At 66.6% G+C, this 19,146-nt stretch carries 22 protein-coding genes; 6 read left to right on the forward strand and 16 right to left on the reverse strand.

From position 1 onward, the window contains the following. Positions 1-60 precede the first annotated feature (60 nt). Positions 61-1,338 (forward strand): EAL domain-containing protein, encoded by a 1,278-nt coding sequence (locus tag G335_RS0101750; protein WP_018170076.1) that lies wholly within the window; start codon positions 61-63, stop codon positions 1,336-1,338. Positions 1,339-1,515: 177 nt separating this feature from the next. On the opposite strand, the gene G335_RS0101755 is transcribed toward G335_RS0101750, so the two are convergent. The 3 genes from G335_RS0101755 to G335_RS0101765 form a co-directional block, all read right to left on the reverse strand. Further along, a complete protein-coding gene (locus G335_RS0101755; RefSeq protein WP_018170075.1) occupies positions 1,516-2,106 on the reverse strand; it encodes a CPBP family intramembrane glutamic endopeptidase in 591 nt (196 codons plus the stop codon). Between the two features lie 162 nt (positions 2,107-2,268). Further along, entirely contained in the window at positions 2,269-3,888 is a 1,620-nt protein-coding gene (locus tag G335_RS0101760) for a BCCT family transporter (RefSeq protein WP_018170074.1), read from the reverse strand. Positions 3,889-4,038: 150 nt separating this feature from the next. Continuing rightward, complete coding sequence (locus G335_RS0101765; RefSeq protein ID WP_018170073.1) at positions 4,039-4,974, reverse strand: histone deacetylase family protein; 936 nt, start codon at positions 4,972-4,974, stop codon at positions 4,039-4,041. A 127-nt stretch (positions 4,975-5,101) separates the two neighbouring features. Here G335_RS0101765 and G335_RS0101770 point away from each other — a divergent pair, with 127 nt between their 5' ends. Further along, positions 5,102-5,407 carry a hypothetical protein gene (locus tag G335_RS0101770; RefSeq protein ID WP_018170072.1) on the forward strand — a complete coding sequence of 102 codons (306 nt, stop codon included), beginning with the start codon at positions 5,102-5,104 and terminating at the stop codon, positions 5,405-5,407. A 7-nt stretch (positions 5,408-5,414) separates the two neighbouring features. Here the strand turns inward: G335_RS0101770 and G335_RS0101775 are convergent, their stop codons facing one another. From G335_RS0101775 to G335_RS0101805, 7 genes are all read right to left on the reverse strand, one after another. Next, a complete protein-coding gene (locus tag G335_RS0101775; RefSeq protein WP_018170071.1) occupies positions 5,415-5,681 on the reverse strand; it encodes a DksA/TraR family C4-type zinc finger protein in 267 nt (88 codons plus the stop codon). Between the two features lie 96 nt (positions 5,682-5,777). After that, on the reverse strand, positions 5,778-6,974 hold the full coding sequence (gene trpB / locus G335_RS0101780) for a tryptophan synthase subunit beta (RefSeq protein WP_018175749.1): 1,197 nt from the start codon (positions 6,972-6,974) through the stop codon (positions 5,778-5,780). A 148-nt stretch (positions 6,975-7,122) separates the two neighbouring features. Further along, entirely contained in the window at positions 7,123-7,746 is a 624-nt protein-coding gene (locus G335_RS0101785; protein ID WP_018175750.1) for a phosphoribosyltransferase, read from the reverse strand. Next, positions 7,739-8,317 (reverse strand): isochorismatase family protein, encoded by a 579-nt coding sequence (locus G335_RS0101790; protein WP_018175751.1) that lies wholly within the window; start codon positions 8,315-8,317, stop codon positions 7,739-7,741. The genes G335_RS0101785 and G335_RS0101790 overlap by 8 nt, the downstream gene beginning before the upstream one ends. Continuing rightward, the gene (locus G335_RS0101795; RefSeq protein WP_018175752.1) at positions 8,310-9,731 is read right to left on the reverse strand and encodes a nicotinate phosphoribosyltransferase; all 1,422 of its coding nucleotides are present in this window, start codon (positions 9,729-9,731) and stop codon (positions 8,310-8,312) included. The genes G335_RS0101790 and G335_RS0101795 overlap by 8 nt, the downstream gene beginning before the upstream one ends. Further along, positions 9,728-10,261 (reverse strand): macro domain-containing protein, encoded by a 534-nt coding sequence (locus G335_RS0101800; RefSeq protein WP_018170066.1) that lies wholly within the window; start codon positions 10,259-10,261, stop codon positions 9,728-9,730. Before G335_RS0101800 ends, G335_RS0101795 begins: the two co-directional genes overlap by 4 nt. 92 nt (positions 10,262-10,353) lie before the next feature. Next, positions 10,354-11,349: an LLM class flavin-dependent oxidoreductase gene (locus G335_RS0101805; protein WP_018175753.1), complete on the reverse strand. Its 996-nt coding sequence runs from the start codon at positions 11,347-11,349 to the stop codon at positions 10,354-10,356. 92 nt (positions 11,350-11,441) lie between these two features. Between G335_RS0101805 and G335_RS0101810 the strand changes: the two genes are divergently transcribed. Together G335_RS0101810 and G335_RS0101815 are read left to right on the forward strand one after the other, a co-directional pair. Then, positions 11,442-11,915, forward strand: a complete 474-nt coding sequence (locus G335_RS0101810; protein ID WP_018144198.1) for an aminoacyl-tRNA deacylase — start codon at positions 11,442-11,444, stop codon at positions 11,913-11,915. A 100-nt stretch (positions 11,916-12,015) separates the two neighbouring features. Continuing rightward, on the forward strand, positions 12,016-12,453 hold the full coding sequence (locus G335_RS0101815; protein ID WP_018175754.1) for a nucleoside deaminase: 438 nt from the start codon (positions 12,016-12,018) through the stop codon (positions 12,451-12,453). 52 nt (positions 12,454-12,505) lie between these two features. Here G335_RS0101815 and G335_RS0101820 read toward each other — a convergent pair whose 3' ends face one another. From G335_RS0101820 to sohB, 6 genes are all read right to left on the reverse strand, one after another. Then, positions 12,506-13,579 carry a succinylglutamate desuccinylase/aspartoacylase family protein gene (locus G335_RS0101820; RefSeq protein WP_038034714.1) on the reverse strand — a complete coding sequence of 358 codons (1,074 nt, stop codon included), beginning with the start codon at positions 13,577-13,579 and terminating at the stop codon, positions 12,506-12,508. 97 nt (positions 13,580-13,676) lie between these two features. Next, positions 13,677-14,582 (reverse strand): 30S ribosomal protein S6--L-glutamate ligase, encoded by a 906-nt coding sequence (gene rimK / locus G335_RS0101825; protein WP_018144195.1) that lies wholly within the window; start codon positions 14,580-14,582, stop codon positions 13,677-13,679. Further along, on the reverse strand, positions 14,579-15,082 hold the full coding sequence (locus G335_RS0101830) for an ATP-dependent zinc protease (RefSeq protein WP_018175756.1): 504 nt from the start codon (positions 15,080-15,082) through the stop codon (positions 14,579-14,581). The genes rimK and G335_RS0101830 overlap by 4 nt, the downstream gene beginning before the upstream one ends. A gap of 104 nt (positions 15,083-15,186) precedes the next feature. Further along, positions 15,187-15,651, reverse strand: coding sequence for a DUF302 domain-containing protein (locus G335_RS0101835; protein ID WP_018175757.1), 465 nt, complete (start codon positions 15,649-15,651; stop codon positions 15,187-15,189). A 194-nt stretch (positions 15,652-15,845) separates the two neighbouring features. Beyond that, a complete protein-coding gene (locus tag G335_RS0101840; protein ID WP_018175758.1) occupies positions 15,846-16,349 on the reverse strand; it encodes a DsrE family protein in 504 nt (167 codons plus the stop codon). A 77-nt stretch (positions 16,350-16,426) separates the two neighbouring features. Continuing rightward, positions 16,427-17,512: a protease SohB gene (sohB, locus tag G335_RS0101845; protein WP_018175759.1), complete on the reverse strand. Its 1,086-nt coding sequence runs from the start codon at positions 17,510-17,512 to the stop codon at positions 16,427-16,429. Between the two features lie 47 nt (positions 17,513-17,559). Between sohB and G335_RS0101850 the strand changes: the two genes are divergently transcribed. Beyond that, entirely contained in the window at positions 17,560-17,949 is a 390-nt protein-coding gene (locus tag G335_RS0101850; RefSeq protein ID WP_018175760.1) for a hypothetical protein, read from the forward strand. Positions 17,950-18,244: 295 nt separating this feature from the next. Beyond that, positions 18,245-19,138, forward strand: coding sequence for a LysR family transcriptional regulator (locus tag G335_RS0101855; RefSeq protein WP_255349369.1), 894 nt, complete (start codon positions 18,245-18,247; stop codon positions 19,136-19,138). Positions 19,139-19,146 lie beyond the last annotated feature (8 nt).

Here is a 19,146-nt window from a genome sequence, read left to right on the forward strand (position 1 = left end):
GTACATGGGATCCGCATCTACTGATTTCGCCGCATGGGCGTAGCCGCCGGAACTCTGCCGATGTCGAAGCTGTTGGATTATCAAGATTTTCTCCGTGCCCTGGATGGGGTTTCCCCGTGCCCGCAGGACGCCGGGGCGCAAGCAGCCGTGACCGTCATCGAACTGGAGGGGCTAAGGGACGTGGACGCGGCCCTGGGGTATGCCGCGGGAGACGAGCTGATCCGGAACGCGGGTCAGGCACTGGCCCGCGCCCTGGCGGACGGCCTGGTCGGTATCACTGGACGCCATCAGATCACCTGTGCGCAGCTGGCCGTGGCCGGGAGCGGGTTCGCCGAGCTGGCGGCCCACAAGATGCTGCGGGTGTTGAGTGAACCGTTTGCCTGTGGCGAGCGGCAGGTGCTGCTTTGGCCGCGTGCCGGGCTGGCGCTGGCGGGCCCCCGGGTGGTGCGCCCGCAGGAGTTGCTGGCCCATGCCTATGCCGCAGTTCGGCAGGCGCGGCGGGCTCGGGCGCGCCTGCGCCTGTATGCCCCGGAGGCGGCGGCAACCATGCTGGAGGGCGTGGATCTGTGGTCCCAGCTGGGGCAGGCCATCGAGGAGGGAAGCCTGCACCTCGAGTATCAGCCACAGGTCGCGCTGGCATCGGGCTGCGTGCAGTCGGTGGAAGCTTTGTTGCGCTGGGATCACCCGCAGTACGGCTCGATCCGTCCGGACACCATGGTGCGCGCGGCGGAGGGAACGGACCTGATGCCCCGGCTGACGCACTGGGTCTTCAACACGGCCCTGCGCCAGTGTGCCGAGTACCGCCAGGCCGGACTGGACGCGGGGATCTCGGTGAATTTTTCTGCCGATGACCTGCAGGAACGGGAGGTGGTGGATCTGGTGGCCCAGTCACTGGAGGTCTGGCAGGTGCCGGCGGAGAGCGTCACGGTGGAGCTGACCGAAACCGCGGTGATGGAGAGTCACGACGCCGAGGCGCGTGCGGCCCTGCACGGGATGAAGGACCTGGGCTTGCGGGTGTCCATGGATGACTTCGGTATTGGCTATTCGTCGATGGAGCGGCTGCTGCGCATGCCGCTCGATGAGCTCAAGATCGATATGACCTTTGTCCACGAACTGGTGTCCAGCCGGCCGCACCAGCGCATCGTGGAATCCATGATCGGGCTCGGCCAGAAAATGGGCTTGAGCGTGGTGGCCGAAGGCGTGGAAGATCAGGAAACCCTCGAGCGCCTGCGCGCTCTGGGCTGTGATCTGGTACAGGGTTTTTATCTCGGGCGGCCGGCGCGCCTGGCTCAATTCATGGAACAGACGCGCTCGGGCCATGGCCCGAGCGCGTTCTGAACGCGCCCACCCCGTCCTCGTTCGGCGCGCCAGCGCACCGATCCCGTAGTCCGGAAGCCTGTCGCGTGCTCCCGGGACAGGCAGTCGGTGACGTCGACCCCCGGCCCGTGGAGTGTCATCCAGCAGTGGCAAGGCGGGACTTGGCGGGCCCGTTCCCCCTGGGTGATTGCTGGATGATCATGCGCCGCGCCTGCCGGCATCGCGGGAACGCAGGTACCAGTGGATGACGATCCAGTCGTACAGGGCATGGGTGACGATCACCACCAGCAGGTTGCCGGTCAGGTGATAGAGCAGCCCGAGGTAGAGCCCGATGACGGTGGCGAACACGAAGTACAGGCGGCTGATCGAATGGGCGAGTCCAAACACAATTGCCGCGGCGACGATGGCCCACTCGGGTGACCAACGTTCGGTCAGCCAGCCCTGCAGCACGCCCCGCACCAGCAGTTCCTCGCCCACGCCGGCGAGGATGGCGATCAGCAGCACGGCGCCAGGCAGGGCGTTGCGAAAGAGCTGGTGCACGAAATCGCGGACCTGGTCGGCCAGTGCGCGGTAGGGCTCCCAGCCGCTGAGTGCGAGCGTGCCGAGCAGCATCAGCATGGGCAACACGGCAAGGGCGCCCAGCGCTGCGGCCTCCAGGCTCCAGTCGATTCGCTCGTCGAGCGGGATGCCGGCCACCCGGGCCAGGATCAGGGCGAGCGGGATCAGCGCGGCCTGAAAGGCCATCCCGGCCAGCAGCGGGTGTCGCGCGACCGCTTGACGGAAGCTCATGGGTGTTGGGCCGGGGCGTGTGGACTCATCCGCGAGAGGATGCCCGATTCCGGGGGTGGTTGTCCCGAACGGAACGGCCCCCGCGGCGCCGAGACCGGCGGGCGCGGGGGCCGGGTGGGGAGGCTGGATGGCCTGTGGTGACCATCCAGACGGCGGCCGGCGTCAGGTCTTGGCTTCCTCGATGCGGATCAGGGCCAGTTCGTGGAACAGTCCCTTCATCAGGCTGACGCACATCAGCAGCAGCACGACGACGAATGGCAGGCCGGTGCTCACCGCCCCCGCCTGCAGTGCATTGAGGGCCGCCGCGCCGCCAACCGCCAGCAGGACCCCCGCGACCACGCCCTCGGTGGTGGCCCAGAACAGGCGCTGGGATTGCGGGGCGTCGGTCTTGCCGCCCGAGGTGATGGAGTCGATCACCAGGGAACCGGAGTCCGAGGAGGTGATGAAGAACACCAGCACCAGGGCGATCGCCAGGAACGAGGTGATGGCGGTGAACGGCAGGTGCTCCAGCATCTGGAACAGGGCCAGGGAGGAGTCGGAGATGCCGTCCGCCAGGGCGCCAACGCCGTCGCGTGCCTGGGCCAGGCCGGAGCCGCCGAAGGCACTCATCCAGACGACGGTGACCAGGGTCGGCACTAGCAGTACGGCGGTGACGAACTGGCGCACCGTACGGCCGCGGGAGACGCGGGCGATGAACATGCCGACGAACGGCGACCAGGAGATCCACCAGGCCCAGAAGAAGATGGTCCAGGCGTGGTAGAAGGTCTCGTCCTCGCGCCCGACCGGGTTGCTGAGCGGGATGAAGTACTGCACGTACCCGGTGACCGTGGTGCCGATGCTGGAGAGGAATGCGAGGACGCCGCCGGCGATCATCACGAACAGCAGCAACAACGCGGCGAACACCAGGTTGATGTTGCTGAGAAGCTTCACCCCACCATGGATGCCGCGCATGATCGACAGCAGGGCGATGATGGTCACGCCGATGATGATGGCGACCTGAGTGTTCAGGCCGGAATCGATGCCGAACAGGAACTCCATGCCCGAGGCGGCCTGCTGCGCGCCGAGGCCCAGTGAGGTCGCCAGGCCGAACATGGTCGCCAGCACGGCGAGGGTGTCGATCACGTGGCCGATCGGGCCCCAGATGCGCTCACCGAGGATCGGATAGAACGCCGAACGGATAGTCAGTGGCAGGCCCTTGTTGTAGGCAAAGAATGCGAGCGCCAGGCCGACGACCGCGTAGATCGCCCAGGGGTGCAGGCCCCAGTGATACATGGTGGCCCCCAGCGCCGCCTGCCGGGATTCTTCGGTCCCGCCTTCGATCCCCAGCGGCGTGCCGAACCATTCGGTGAAGTAGCCCACCGGTTCGGCTACGCTCCAGAACATCAGACCGATGCCCATGCCGGCGGCGAACAGCATCGAAAACCAGGAAATGACCGAGAATTCCGGCTTGGCGTCCTGGCCGCCGATGCGGATGCGCCCGATGGGCAGGACGACCAGGGCCAGGCAGAACAGGACAAATATGTTGCCGGCCGACAGGAACAGCCAGTCAAAGGAGCGGCCGATCCACTGACGCGTGTTGTCGAGGTGCTCGTTGGCCTGTTCCGGAAAGACCAGGGACAGGATGACGAATACGACAATCAACAGGGCGCTGGTGACGAAGACCGGATTGTGCAGGTCCAGCCCAAGCGGGTTGATGTTCTGATCACCGATCTCGTGCTCGGTGTCGTATTCCGCTTCCAGTTCCTTTTTCTGCTCTTCGAGATCGTGCGGATTCTCGCTCACCGTCTTCTCCTCGCTTCTTGGTCTTGTATGGCGGCCACACCAACTGCCGCGGTGGCAATCTCGTTGAGTAAAGACCGGCAATCGGCGGATTGCAAAGGCCGCGGCCGGTTCTTGTTGTGCCGGCGTAAGAAAACACTGATCAGTGTTTCCCTAGCGGCGCGGGGCCTCACAAAGCGCGCGCACATGGGCCGCCGCACTTCGGCCCAGGGCCGGGAGGGCGTAGCCGCCTTCCAGCATCGAGACCAGACGCGCGCCGGCATACCGCGCGGCGATGCGGGTGAGTTCGTGGGTGATCCACGAAAAGTCGTCCGCGTCGAGGTTCAGGCCCGCGAGGGCTTCGTCCCGATGCGCGTCGAAGCCAGCCGAGACGAGCACCAGTTGGGGGCGGAACTGTTCCAGTGCCGGCAACCAGTCGTGGCGGACCGCCGCGCGGAACTGCGCCCCGGTCGTGCCGGCGGCAAGCGGGGTATGTATCAGATGGTCCCGTTCGGCTCGCGGCGTGTCCGGGTAGAACGGGTGCTGAAAGCTGGAGCAGTAGAGCACTCGGGGATCATCCCGGAAGATGTCCTCGGTGCCGTTTCCGTGGTGCACGTCGAAATCGGCGATGGCCACGCGCGACAGCGCGTAGTGCTCCAGGGCATGCGCAGCGGCCACCGCGATGTTGTTGAACAGGCAAAAGCCCATCGCGCGTTCGCGTTCGGCATGATGGCCGGGCGGACGGATGGCGCAGAAGGCATTGTCCACGTCCTCCTCCATGACGGCCCGCACGCCCTCGATGCCGGCCCCGGCGGCGCGCAGGGCGGCCTGTAGCGAGTGTTCGCCCATGGCCGTGTCCGGGTCCAGCAGCGCGTGATGTCCTAGGGCGGGGGCGTTGGCGCGAATGCGGGCGACGTGCGTCGGGGTGTGCACCCGCTGGAGCTGCGCATCGGTGGCTGGCGGGGCATCCAGAAGGTGCAGGCCTTCCATCAGGCCTTCGTCGAGCAGGGCGTTGCGAACGGCGTGCAGGCGGTCGGCCCGTTCCGGGTGGTGGGGCCCCGAGTCGTGCAGCAGGCAGTCGGGATGCGAGATATACGCCGTATGGGTCACGGGAAAGCCTCCGCGCGATCATCTCCAGGGAGTATAGGTGCATGCGGAGTACGTGTGCGGTGGCCGCGCGGCCGCCGGACCTTTACCGTGGTACCGACGATGAACCACCCGTGCAGAGGGGAACCGCATGAAGGCCTTGTTGATTGATCCAGAGCAGCAGACGATCGAAGCCGTGGACATCGAAGGACGCGACGACATCGCCCGGCTGATCGGGTACGACACGCTCGAGTCCGACGAGATCGGGCCGGATGGTGATCGCCTGTTCTTCGACGAAGAGTGCTTCCTGCGCGGAACCACCGGGCGCTTTCAGATCGACAGCGTGATCCCGGTTTCCGGCAAGGGGCTCGTGGTTGGCAGTGACGACGATGGCGCGACCCTTAAGGACGTCGCATCCGATCTGGAGTCCATCCGGGGCCGGATGAAGTATCTCTAGGGCGAGCTCAACGAAGCTGGCTGTCCTTGGAGGCCCGCCGGTTGTAGGGGCTGGTGGCCTGCTGTGCCGCGTCCTCCGCCTCCCGGCAGCCTAGGCACAGGCGCACGCCCGGCAGGGCCTGGCGCCGGCCTTCGGGAATCGGCGCCCCGCATTCCTCGCATTCTTTCAGACCTTCCCCGGTGGGAATCTGGCTGCGCACCCGTTGCAGGGCGTCCTCGACCGTGTTGTCGATCTGCTCCTGCTCCGCACCGTCTTTTGCCCATCCGCCTGCCATCGCGAGGCCTCCGCCCGTGGTCAACAAGACTGAGACCGGCGCAACCGGGCCTGAAGTTCCCGTCGCGCCGCCTTCGAGCCGTATTGGCGAGGCGGGCTATCCGTGTCCGAACTCGCGGGCGACGTAGTCGATGTCCTTGTCGCCACGACCGGAGAGGTTGGCCAGGATCGTCGTGCCGGGGTTCTCGCGGCCGTGCTTCATGGCCCAGGCGACGGCATGGGCGCTTTCCAGGGCCGGGATGATCCCCTCGGTGCGCGAGAGCTGGTAGAAGGCATCCAGGGCCGCGTCGTCGTTGATGGCGTGGTAGGCGACGCGCTGGGTGGTCTTGAGGTAGGAGTGCTCGGGGCCGACGCCGGGATAGTCCAGCCCGGAGGCGATGGAGTGGACCGGGGCCGGGTTGCCCTCCGCGTCGGCCAGCAGCATGCACTTGAAGCCGTGGATCATGCCCGGCTTGCCGTAGGTCATGGTGGCGGAGTGCTCGCCGAGCTTGGTGCCGCGCCCTAGCGGCTCCACGCCGTTGAGTTGCACCTGGGCGTCCTCGATGAAGCCGGCGAACATGCCCATGGCGTTGGACCCACCGCCGATGCAGGCGACCACGTGATCCGGCAGCTCGCCACCGCTCATCTCCAGGTACTGCTCGCGGGCCTCGATGCCGACCACCGACTGGAAGTTGCGCACCATCAGCGGAAACGGGTGCGGCCCGACCACGGAACCGATTGCGAACAGGGCCTCGTCTGCCTGCGACAGGTAGGACTGGAAGGCGGAATCCACGGCCTCCTTCAGCGAGCGACCGCCGAAGGAGACCGGCACCACCTGGGCCCCCATCAGTTTCATGCGGGTCACGTTGGGCGCTTCCTTGGCGATGTCGATCTCGCCCATGTGGATCTCGCATTCCATGCCGAAGTAGGCCGCCGCAGTGGCCAGCGCCACGCCGTGCTGGCCGGCCCCGGTCTCGGCGATCAGCTTGCGTTTGCCCATGTGCTTGGCCAGCAACGCCTCGCCCATGCAGTGGTTCAGCTTGTGCGCGCCGGAGTGGTTCAGGTCTTCGCGCTTGAGATAGATATGCGCGCCCACCGAACGGCTCAGGTTATGGGCGTAGTACACCGGCGTCGGGCGCCCCTGATAGTGCTTGCGGATGTAGCGAAGTTCGTTCAGGAAATCGCCGGAGCGCGCCAGGGTCCGATAGGCGTGGTTGATCTCGGCGAAATGCGGTTCCAGCTCCGGCGGCAGGAAGGCGCCGCCGAATTCGCCAAAGTAGCCTTCCGGGTTGGGGTAGTCCTTGAGATACGACATGGGCGGTCTCGGTGCCAGGTTGGTGGGCCGGGTGGAAGTGGCCGTTGGGTCGGACAGGGTTTCGTGACCCGGCACGACCGGGTTGGGTCCATATCATCCGTTCCCCGAACCCGATTGCCAACCCGGGCGGATCCCGGTCCGCGTCGTCCTACGCGGAAAAGGGCAGGTCGTTATAGCGGATTACGCGGTCCAACTGGGTCGCGTCGAGCTCGAGGCCGTAGTCCTGCTGCAGACGGGTGTGCAGCTCGGCGGCGGTGGTCGGGGGCGGGTCCATCTCGCGGGTGAACTGGCCGACGTCCTCGATGACGGCCCAGGGGTAGAGGATCCAGCGCCACTCCTGCACGGCCTGACTGTGGAAATCGGCGGGGCACTGGGTGCTGGCCTTTTCATGCAGCACGGCGGTGCGCACGGCGGCCGGCTCGAAGCCCTCCAAGTGGGGGCGGGCGGCCACCAGGGTGTCGCCGGAGTCGTTGACGTCGTCCACCAGCAGGACCTGTTCACCGCGCACATCTCCGGCCAGCGGGACCGTCACCGCCGCTCGCTGTTTTTCACGCGCCCCCGAGGTGTAGTGTTCGACCTTCAGGCTGAGCAGCTTGTGCACGTGGAGGAAGTCGCACAAAAAGCGCGCCGGCATGAATCCGCCGCGGGCGATGGCCACGATCGTGTCCGGCCGAAAGTCGCTGGCCCGTATCTGGCGTGCCAGGTCGTCGGCGGCGCTGACCACCTCCTCGACCGAGATCAACTGCACGGGCATCTTGCCGGGTTCAGCCATGCTCGGCGATCTCCACGCCCGCTGCCTTCATCTTCGCGCGCGCCTCCGTGCCGCCCTGCGGCGAAATCGGCAGCGAGGCATAAGGGATCAGGTGAACGTCAAATCCTTCCTCGCGTGCGCCCAGGGCGGTTGCCGCAACGCATACGTCCAGGGCCAGTCCGCCCATCCAGATGCGTTTCACACCCCGGTTGCGCAGTTCGCCCGCCAGCCCGGTCTGGTCGAAGGCGGAGTACTGGTCCTGGTCGAAGCGTACCCCCGTGGTGACCTTGACGGTGCCGGCCGGCAGGGCCAGATCGGCGTGGAAGCGTGCCCCGGGCGAATCCTGCAGGCAGTGCGGGGGCCAGGGCCCGCCTTGTTCCACGAAGCTCGCATGCCCGGCTGGGTGCCAGTCGCGCGAGGCATACACCGGAATATCCAGCGCGGCGGCCGCCTCCAGCCAGCGGTTGAGTACCGGGATCACGGTATCCCCGTGCTCGATAGCCAGCGCGCCGCCGGGGCAGAAATCGTTCTGTACGTGGATCACCAGCAGGGCGTCGCCGGCTTGCAGGTGATTGCGCGGATCGTCAGTCATTTGAGTGGTCTCCGTCTCCAGTTTCGGACGTTCGACCCGATGCGGCGTAGCGGGCCTGGATGGTGCGGGTCACTGCATCCTGGTGTGCCTGCAGCGCGGGACTGATGGCTACGGGATACGGCGTTTCGGCGGGCTCGATGGCGCGGATCCCGGGGGGCAGTTGTTCCAGCTGCGCCCGGGCATATTCGCGCAGTGTATCCAGGTCACGAGAATGGCCCGGCAGGCGCTGGCCGTCACGCATCACGGGCTGCAGCAGCGGCTCCCCGGGCTGGGTCTCGTCCTGGCGTCCGATGGTGTCGCCCGCGAACCGGTTGCCTTCCCGGCGGCGATAGATCTGCTTGGCACCGGGCAGGATGGGCTTGCCGCTGGAGAGCTTGAGACGCCCTTCGCCGGCGTATTCGGCCAGCTTGTAGGCAATGTCCAGGTCGGGGGCATCGGGGGCAATGCCCATGCTGGTGCCGACCCCGAAGGCATCGATCGGTGCGCCGTGTGCCAGTAGCTCGGCAATCAGGTGTTCGTCGAGCCCGCCGCTGGCGAAGATCCCGACCTGTTGCAGGCCCGCTTCATCCAGCATCCGCCGCGCCTGGTGGGCCAGTTCTCCCAGGTCGCCGGAGTCGAGGCGGACGGCGTGTACGCGGAAGTCATCGCCCAGCTCACCGCTCAGCTCGATGACCCGGCGCACCCCTTCGAGGGTGTCGTAGGTATCGACTAGCAGCACCGTTTCCGGATAGAGACGGGCAAAGGCGCCGAAGGCCTCGGCTTCGTCATGGTGCGCCTGGATGTAGCTGTGGGCCATGGTGCCACTCACCGGTACGCCGTACTGCTTGCCCGCCAGTACATTGGAGGTGCTGGCGACGCCCGCGACATGGAAGGCGCGTGCCCCCTTCAAGGCAGCATCCAGCCCGTGCATGCGGCGCGCCCCGAAATCGACCACCGGCCGCCCGTCGGCCGTGGCCACCAGGCGGGCGGCCTTGCTGGCCTGCACCGTTTGCAGATGAATCTGGTTCATCACCAGGGTCTCGATCAGCTGGGCCTCGGGGAGTGGCGCGGTGACCTCGAGGATGGGCTCGTTGGCGAAGACCGGGGTCCCCTCGGGCACGGCGCGGACCGTGCCGGTGAAGCGGAAAGCCTCCAGCCAGCGCAGGAACCGTTCGGAGAAGCGGTCGAGGGCGGCCAGGTAGTCGAGATCCGACGGCTCGAAACGGAGGCCTTCGAGTTGTTCCAGCACCGTATCGAGTCCGCAGGCCAGGAGATAGTTGCGCCGTTGCGGCAGGCGGCGTACGAACAGGCTGAAGACCGCTGGCTCGTACAGGCCTTCTTCGAAATAGGCCTGAAGCATGGAGAGCTCGTAGAAGTCGGTGAAGAGCGCCAGGCCATCGTCGTTTGGGGTTGCGCTGCGCCCGGCCGCGATCATGCGGTCAGTTCCTCCAGGATCCGGACGTGGATGTCGTGATCATCCTTGGTGTGCAGCACGAAGCGGACATGGCCGACGGCATCCAGTCTGGGCGTGGCGGCGATCACGGTTTCCAGGGCGATGCGCGCGGCTTCCTCGACGGGGTAGCCGAAGGCCCCGGTGGACAGCGCGGGAAATGCGATGCTGTAGGCCCCGGCTTCTTCGGCGCGGGTGAGGGCGTTGCGATAGCAGGCAGCCAGCAACCGGCTGGCCGGTTCGTCGTGCCCGTAGACCGGTCCCAGGCAGTGGATCACGAAGCGATTGGGCAGGTTGTGGGCATCGGTCAGTACGGCCTGGCCGGGCTCGATCGGGGCCAGGGGCTGGCATTCACGCTCCAGGCCGGGCCCCGCAGCGCGGTGGATGGCCCCGGCCACGCCGCCGCCGGGCCGCAGCCAGGCGTTGGCGGCATTGACGACCGCGTCCATGTCGCGCTGGGCGGCGATGTCGCCCATGGTGCATTCGATGGTGACGCCGCGAACCTTGACGCGCATGTGTCTCTCCCGTGCTGAATGGTCTCGGCTACTACGGCCCTTGTCTCAAGCATAGGGTACGCATTCCGGTCAGGTGAACCGGCGACCCGTGCTTATCTAGCGATGCGGTCGCGCACCTCCGCGGTCAGTTCCAGCGAGCGCCGGCGCGCCGCATGGTCGAAGGTGGAGGTGGTCACGATCAGTTCGTCGGCGCCGGTCTGCTCGAGAAACCGGCGGATCTCGTCTTCGACCGTATCCGGCGCGCCAACCGCGGAACAGGCCATGGTCTGTTCGACGATCGCGCGTTCGGCGCGGTCGAGGCGTTCGCGGTAGCCCTCGATCGGCGGCTGGATCGGTTCGGGCCGACCCCGCCGCAGGCTGACAAAGGCCTGTTCCATGGAACTGGCCAGCGTCCGCGCCGCGGCGTCGGTGTCGGCGGCATACACGTTGTAGCCGAGCATCGCATAGGGGCGATCCAGCCATGCGGAAGGCCGGAACTGGCTGCGGTACAGCTCCAGTGCGTTCATCAAATGCCCGGGGGCGAAGTGCGAGGCAAACGCATACGGCAGGCCCATCTGCGCGGCCAGCTGGGCACCGAACAGGCTGGAACCGAGGATCCAGACGGGCACGTGTTGGCCGGCGCCGGGGATGGCGCGGATCACCTGGTCCGGCTGGGGGTCGTCGAAATAGCCCAGCACCTCGGCGACGTCACGCGGGAACTGGTCCGGGTCGATATCCGGGGCCCGGCGCAGGGCGCGCGCGGTGGTCGGGTCGGTGCCGGGTGCGCGCCCCAGCCCGAGGTCGATGCGGCCCGGGTACAGCGCGTTCAGGGTGCCGAACTGTTCGGCGACCACCAGCGGGGCGTGGTTGGGCAGCATGATACCGCCGGCGCCCACCCGAATGCGCTGTGTGGCGGCTGCCACCTGGCCAATCACCACCGCCGTGGCTGCGCTGGCGATGCCGGGCATGTTGTGGTGTTCCGCCAGCCAGTAGCGCTGGAAGCCGAGGGCCTCGGCGTGTTGCGCAAGATCGAGGGTGTTGTGCACGGCGTGGGTGGCGTCCCCGTCAGCGGTGATCGGGGCCAGGTCGAGTACGGAAAAGGCAGTCATGTGCCTGATTGTACCGACCTGCTCGATCCGTGCAGACGTGGGCGATCCCGATGGGGTCTATAGTCGAAGGAAGACACTGCGGAGGGTGCGCCATGAGTATCCCCAGGACCCTGAACAACTTTCTGGACGAACATGCGGTGACCTACCAGCTGGTGCCCCATCCGCATTCGAATTCGGCCAGCCGCACGGCCGAGGCGGCCCATGTCCCGGGCGACGCCGTGGCCAAGGCGGTGTTGCTGGTCGAGGAGGATGGACAGTACCGATTGGCCGTCGTGCCGGCCACGCGCCGCGTAAAATTGGGGCAGTTGCACCGGTTGTTGGGCGAGCACGTGGGCCTGGCTACCGAGGACGAGGTGGCCAGCGTCTTTGCTGACTGCGAACGCGGCGCAATCCCCGCTCTGGGTGCCGCTTACGGGCTGGAAACCCTGCTTGATGACAGTATGCTGGAACCGCGCAACGTGTATTTCGAGGCTGGCGATCACGAGTCGCTCGTCCGGCTGCGCGAAACGGATTTCCTCCATCTGCTCGGCCAGCCGCGGCGGGGCCAGTTCAGCGCCCACATCTGACGCCCGCTCCATCGGCGTCTCACGCGTGGGTCGGATCGATCTTGCAATGCCATATCGTCTACCGTCAGCCTGAGTTCGTTGCGACAACTGGGTGACGACGATGGATCCGTTTCTGGAGATGGCGCTCGACGAAGCGCGTACGGGGCTGGGCGAGGCGGGGATCCCGATCGGGTCGGTGCTGGTGCACCGGGGCGAGGTGATTGGGCGCGGGCACAACCGGCGGGTGCAGCAGGGCAGCGCGATCCTGCATGCGGAGATGGATGCGCTGGAGAACGCCGGCCGGCAGTCGGCGCAGGTGTATCGCGAATGCACGCTCTATACCACACTCTCGCCCTGCGCGATGTGTAGCGGCGCGATCGTCCTCTACGGCATTCCGCGAGTGGTGATTGGGGAGAACGAGTCGTTCCTGGGGGAGGAGGCGTGGTTGCGCGGTCACGGCATCCAGGTGGACGTGGTCCAGGACCCGGGCTGCCGCGAACTGATGCGTTCGTTTATCGAGACGCACCCCGAGCTGTGGCACGAGGACATCGGCCACTGAGCCTGATAGCCGGCGCAAGAGCCGCGCCCCGGCGTGTCCCTCAGCGTCTCCTTCAGGGTGTCTCGAGCCGCTGCTGATCGGCGTAGGGGTAGTCGCTGGCCTCCAGGTTTTCCTGAAAGGTCTCCAGGCGTTCCACGGCGAGGTCCGTACGGTTGAACTGGGCGATGTGGAACAGCGCATCGCCCTCGTTGATCAGCGGCAGGTTGAGCTGACCAATGATGATGCCGGAGGCCGGGGCGAGGATCTCGGTCTCGGTTTCGCCAAACGGGTCGGAGATGATCGCCAGGCGGGTCTGGTCGCGGACCACGCGGTCCCCGTGGCGCACGAAGGTGCGCAGGATGCCGCTTTGGGGCGCGCGGACCCAGCCGCTGGTGCGCGCCATGATGGGTTCCTTGCGCGGGCGCCGGCGTACGGCCGGCAGCATGCCCAGATGGCGCATCACCTCGATGATGCCGTGCACCCCGCCGCGGATGGAGAGCTCGTCGAAGCGCAGGGCCTCGCCGGCCTCGTACAGCAGGATGGGGACTTCCCGTTCCGCGGCGGCCTCGCGCAGGGAGCCGTCGCGCAGGGCCGAGTTGAGAATCACCGGGGCCCCGAAGGCGCGCGCCAGATCGAGGGTCTCGGCGTGATCGAGGTTGGCGCGGATCTGCGGCAGGTTGGAGCGGTGGATGGCGCCGGTGTGCAGGTCGATGCCATGGGTACTGTTCTGCACGATTTCGCGCATGAACAGGCGCGCAACGCGAGCCCCCAGTGAGCCCTTCTGCGAGCCGGGGAAACAGCGGTTCAGGTCACGCCGGTCGGGCAGGTAGCGGCTCTGGTTGATGAAGCCGTGCATGTTGACCACAGGGATGGCAATCAGGCTTCCCTTCATGCGCCGCAGGGCCGGGACTTTCAGCAGGCGGCGGATGATCTCGACGCCGTTGATCTCGTCGCCGTGGATGGCGGCGCTGACAAACAGCACGGGCCCTTTGCGCCGACCGCACAGCACCTGTACCGGCATGTTGGTCGGGGTGTGGGTGTACAGCGCTCCCAGTTCCAGTTCCACCGTGCGCCGCTCGCCGGGGCGGACGGTGGTGCCACCAATGGTGATCGGCTTGTTGCGCAGCGACCGGGGTATGCCGGGCATCAGGGCGCCACCGAACAATGTGCAAACGCACGCGCGGGTCGTTCTTGCGTGCGGTCCACCCGCTGCGAGTGACGTGTAGCCTTGCGACTCGAGGACACTAGCCGCTCCCTTTGGTCTTCGTCCGGTTGGGCTTGGCGTTCTTCTCGATGAACTCGATGATCATGCCCGCCACGTCCTTGCCCGAGGCATTCTCGATGCCCTCCAGGCCGGGCGAGGAGTTCACCTCCATCACCACCGCGCCATGGTTGGAGCGCAGCAGATCCACGCCACAGACGTTCAGGCCCATGACCTTGGCCGCGCGTACCGCGGTGGCACGTTCTTCCGGGGTGATGCGGCACAGGGAGGCGCTGCCGCCGCGGTGCAGGTTGGAGCGGAACTCGCCGTCCTTGGCCTGGCGCTTCATCGCCGCGACCACCTTGTCGCCGATCACGAAGCAGCGGATATCCGAGCCCTTGGCCTCCTGGATGTATTCCTGCACCAGGATGTGCTGCTTCAGGCCCATGAAGGCCTGGATCACGCTCTCGGCCGCCTGCTTGGTCTCGGCGAGCACCACGCCCAGCCCCTGCGTGCCTTCCAGCAGCTTGATCACGCAGGGCGCGCCGCCCACGGTCGCCAGCAGGTCATCGATGTCGTCCGGCGAGTGGGCAAACCCGGTCACCGGCAGGCCGATGCCGCGGCGCGAGAGCAACTGCAGGCTGCGCAGTTTGTCGCGCGAACGCGAGATGGCCACCGACTCGTTCAACGGGTAGACGTTCATCATCTCGAACTGGCGCAGGATGGCGGTCCCGTAGAAGGTGATCGATGCCCCGATCCGCGGGATGACCGCGTTGAACTGGTCGAGGATGTCGCCCTTGTAGTGGATCTGCGGGCTGTGCGCGGTGATGTTCATGTAGCAGCGCAACGGATCCACCACACGGACCTCGTGGCCGCGCTGTTCGGCCGCCTCGACCAGGCGTCGGGTGGAATAGAGTTTGCTGTTGCGCGAAAGGATGCCGAGTTTCATTCAGGCGCCTGCTGGGCTGTAGGGATTTGCGGTCGGTGGCTGGCGACAAACGAGGCCTGGGGATCGACAAGAAAGCGACCGCGCATGGCCTCGCGGCCGAGCAGCATGCGAAAGAGCATGGTATCGCGGCTGGTCAGGGAGAGTTCAACTGGCAGTACTACGGCACCGAGTTGCACCCGGGTGGCGATGAAGTAGCGCTCCCCGGTGTGCCCGCCGGAATCCGTCACCTTGCGGACATCCAGCACCGGCGCCTCGCACCACATTTCGGTCTCGGTATCGTGCTGGTGGGGGTGGATGCCGAAGCGCACCCAATCATGGTCATCACGCGTGAAGGGTTCGATCTGGAAGGTATGCAGCGCGGAACTGCGGGCTCCGGTATCGACCTTGCACTTGATCGCGGGGATGCCGAGGTCGGGCAGGCCGACCCATTCGCGCCAGCCGAGGATGGGCCGGTCGCGGATGTCGGGTGAGGTCTGGCTGGAAGGGGACGGGCGATCCACGTCGGCTCCCGGAAAGGATGGAAGCCTCACTATAACCAATCGCCCGCCCGGCGCGAGTGAACCTCAGCAGGGTTGCGCCCGTGCGGCGGGGATCGAGCAGATGCTCAGTCCTCGGCGATGGCCGCGTTGGTCAGGTTGTCCAGCGCGTTGCTCATGGTATCGAGGATGTCATCGCGGTCCTCGATACCGTGGCGTTCGGCCATCCATTCCGGATCGTTGTAGGCGAGCCAGGTCTGGCCGTCTGCGTCGGTCCACGCCAGCGCCTTCATCGGCAGGTCGATGCCGGCAGTCTGCTGGCTGGTGAACAAGTGGCTGCCGAGCGCCGGGTTGCCGAACATCAGGAGTTCGGTCGGGCCGAGTTCGATATCCACGCCGTCCGCCTTGGCGGCGTGGTCCCAGCGCAGGGCGACGCCGATATCGTTGGCTTCCAGGGCATTCTCCAGCCGATCCAGGGTCTCGGAGGCGGAATGCGGGCTGGCCTTGGCGATCATCCCGGGTACGTCGGCGGCCAGCGCCGGGGCCGCGATCAGGGCCAGGGGCAACAGCGCGGTCAGTAGCGTCTTCTTCATGACAAAGTCCTTGTGCAGTAATGGGTGCGTCGAGCGAGTGGCGACGATCGACCGGGTGGTTTCGTCATCACGTCCGGAAAAGGTAGACGACCCATGCAGAATTTTCAGCGACCGGTCCACGGAAGCGTGATCGGGTCGTGGGACAACGCCCGTGCACGGTGTTCGGCCCTGGGTGGCCGAACACCGTTCGAGGATTACTGCATCAGCAGATAGCCTTCGTGCTGCAGTTCGATGATCTCGGCATCGGCCATCGGTACGACGTTCACGAAGCCATGCACGTCTTCCACGTCGATGCCGCGCAGGCGCGCCGAGGCCTCGCACATGCGGAACTCGATATTGCCGGACTGGGTGAGGGAGCGCGCGCGGCGCATCAGTTCCTCGTGCTCGCCAAACTCGTCGCGAGTGAAATACGGGACCTCGGCACCGTGCAGCACCAGGACGATGTGCGATTCGAACGGGTCCGCCTCGTAGACGTTGTTCAGCATGCTCACGCGGTCCAGTACGCCCTCCAGCTCGCTGGGGCTGCTGGTATACACGTCGTAGACCACCTTGCGGGGTTCGTACTGCCGGTCCATCTTTTCGGCCGAGCCCCAGGGCAGGTTGTCGTCCGCGCCGGCCACAAGCGGCGTGGCCATGAGACTGGCGGCGGCCAGCAGGATCAGCAGAAGACGGGTCAGTGGGTGGTTGTTTCGTTTCATGGGGGACTCCGATTGTTGCAGTAGATCGTGTGAGGTTGACGGTCTCGCCCGCCAAAGCGTTCCCCGGCAGGTGGACTTTACATCCGGGTTTCCGGCCCCTGGCTGCGCAAAACGCGCTCGAGGATGGATTCCATCGCAAAGGTGATGCGCCGGCCCAGGGTCTGCGGGCGGTGATAGGTCAGTTCGAAGACGTCCGCCTCGCGGGTCAGCTCCAGCAGCAGATCGTCGCTGGTGCGCAGTTCGTCGGCCAGCCCCATCTCGCGGGCCTGTTCGCCGTACCAGTGTTCGCCGGTGGCGACCTGGTCCAGGTCCAGTTGCGGGCGGTAGCGGGCGAGAAAGGTCTTGAACAGCTCGTGGGCCTCTTCCAGTTGTTCGCGGAATTTCTTGCGGCCCTCGTCGGTGTTCTCGCCAAGCATGGTCAGGGTGCGCTTGTATTCGCCTGCGGTCAGCAGTTCGATGTCGATATCGTTGCGCGACAACCAGCGGTGAAAGTTGGGGATCTGGGCGACCACGCCAATCGAGCCGAGCACCGCGAATGGCGCGGCGACAATGCGGTGACCGACCGCAGCCATCATGTAGCCGCCGCTGGCGGCGACGCGGTCCACCGCCACGGTCAGGTCCAGCCCGGCTTCGCGCAGGCGTGCCAGCTGGGCGGCCGCGAGCCCGTAGGAGGGCACCAGCCCGCCGGGGCTCTCCAGGCAGACGATGGCGCGGTCCTGTTCCGGTCGCGCCATGGTGAGGATGGCGGTGACCTCCTCGCGCAGGCTCTCGACGCTGGAGGCGCGGATATCACCGTCGAAGCGCAGGACGTACACGCGCGAGCGTTCGGCATCCGCCTCGCGGTCGGAACGGGTGCCACCGAGCTTGTCGGTCTGTTCGGTTTCGGTTGTGGCGGTCGAGTCCCCCATCCCCTTGCGCGGCAACTTGCGTGCGGCCCAGTGGCGCAGGCGTTCCACCCGCCCGCGGCGGCGCTCCACCGCCCGGCGCACGGTCTTCTCCATCCGCTCGAAACGATCGTTCAGGCGTTTGACGTGCAACCGGTCCGGCTTGCCCTCGCGCGACCGGCCGACCAGGCCGGCGATCGCACTCAACACAATGAGCCCGGCGATGACGGCCGTGGCGGCCTTGGCGACGAAAAGTCCGTATTCCTGAAGAAATTCCATTGGGTGTCCTTGATGAGCCGGGATGTCCGCGCAGGCATAATGCCAGCATGGATACCGATACAGTTGAAGACCCTCGTAGCGCGGGACGGTTTCACGGCCAGGAAGGTTCCGCGGCCGGGCCGACGCCGGAGCCGATCATCCATGCCGGGTATGCGACCCTGAGTCTGCGCCAGGTCGATGCATGGAACGGCGTGCCCAAGGGCACGGCCTTCCGTCTGTTCAAGGCGCGCAAGCACCAGCTGCGCGAGGGCGTGGACTTCTTCTACATCCCGGAAGGCCGCGACCCCGAACTCACCGAGACCCTGCGCCTGGACGGGCGGATCTACCCCTCCACCGTACACCTGGTCCTGCTGACCGGCGCGGCCTATGCCCGCATGCGCGAGGAGTGGCATGCGCGGACCCACAATCCGGGCTGCGGCTGCCCCGGGGAACACTAGGGGTGCGCGCATCAATGGTCCCGTTCGTGCTCGAGTCGATTGTGCTCGCGGACCCGGCAGAGCGACCGCCATGCCCTTGCTCTGCACAAGGGAGGCGCCACGCCGTCAGCGGGCCCAACGTTAGAAGGCAAACGCGGCCGCGGTGCGTCATTCAATGGTTTGTAGGGTTGGTGCCCCTGGCTTCCCGACCCTGTGTTGCGACCCGAGACAGACCAAAACCGGCCGGTAGCATCACGCTTGGTGGCGCGCCGCGCCAGGTCTCGGGAAACCCGGTGCACCAGCGCGAGCGGGTAGCTTGATCCGCGTCACTCTCGAACAGTGGCGCATGCTGCAGGCGGTGGTGGACGCCGGGGGCTTTGCGCGTGCTGCGGAACGGGTGCACAAGAGTCCGTCGAGCATCAACCACGCGGTGCAGAAGCTGGAAGAACAGCTGGGCGTGGACGTCTTCGAGATCAAGGGCCGCAAGGCGGTGCTTACCGCGGCCGGGGCGGCGCTGTTGCGCCGGGCCGGCCACCTGCTGGAAGAGGCGGCGGAGATCGAGACCCTGGCCGGTGCGCTGGCCGCCGGGGTGGAATCCGAAATCCGGTTGGCAGTGGATCAGCTCCTGCCGCGGGCGCCGGTGATCGGGGCCCTGGAGGTCTTCTCGCGGGCCTATCCGGCCACTCGCATCCAGCTGCACGAGGTGGTGCTGAGCGGTGGGCCGGATCTGCTGCGCGAAGCGGCGGTGGACATCCTGCTGGGTCCGGAACTGCCATCCGGCTACCTCGGGACCTGCCTGGGCGAGTTGTCGATGGTGTGCGTGGCGCACCCTTCGCATCCCCTGGCGCAGGGTGAAGCGCCGCTGACCCGGCGCGATCTGCAGCCGCACCGCCAGGTCGTGGTGCGGGACTCGGGTGCCCAGGCCTCTGGTGAGGGCGGCTGGGTGGAGGCGGACCAGCGCTGGACGGTGTCGCACATGGGTACGGCCTGCGAGATCCTGCGCTCCGGGATCGGCTTCGCCTGGATGCCGGAGGACCGGATCGCCGATGATCTTGCCGCGGGAGGCCTGGTCGAACTGAATCTGGAGGCCGGGGCGCGTCATGCGGTGCCGTTCTACATTACGCATGCCGATCGCGACCGAGCCGGCGCGGCCAGCCAGTCCCTGATGGACGCACTGGAGCAGGCGTTTCGAACCGAGCAGTCGTCCTGATCGCTGCT

The organism is Thioalkalivibrio sp. AKL8, from assembly GCF_000380525.1.
In the GTDB taxonomy this organism is placed as follows: domain Bacteria; phylum Pseudomonadota; class Gammaproteobacteria; order Ectothiorhodospirales; family Ectothiorhodospiraceae; genus Thioalkalivibrio; species Thioalkalivibrio versutus.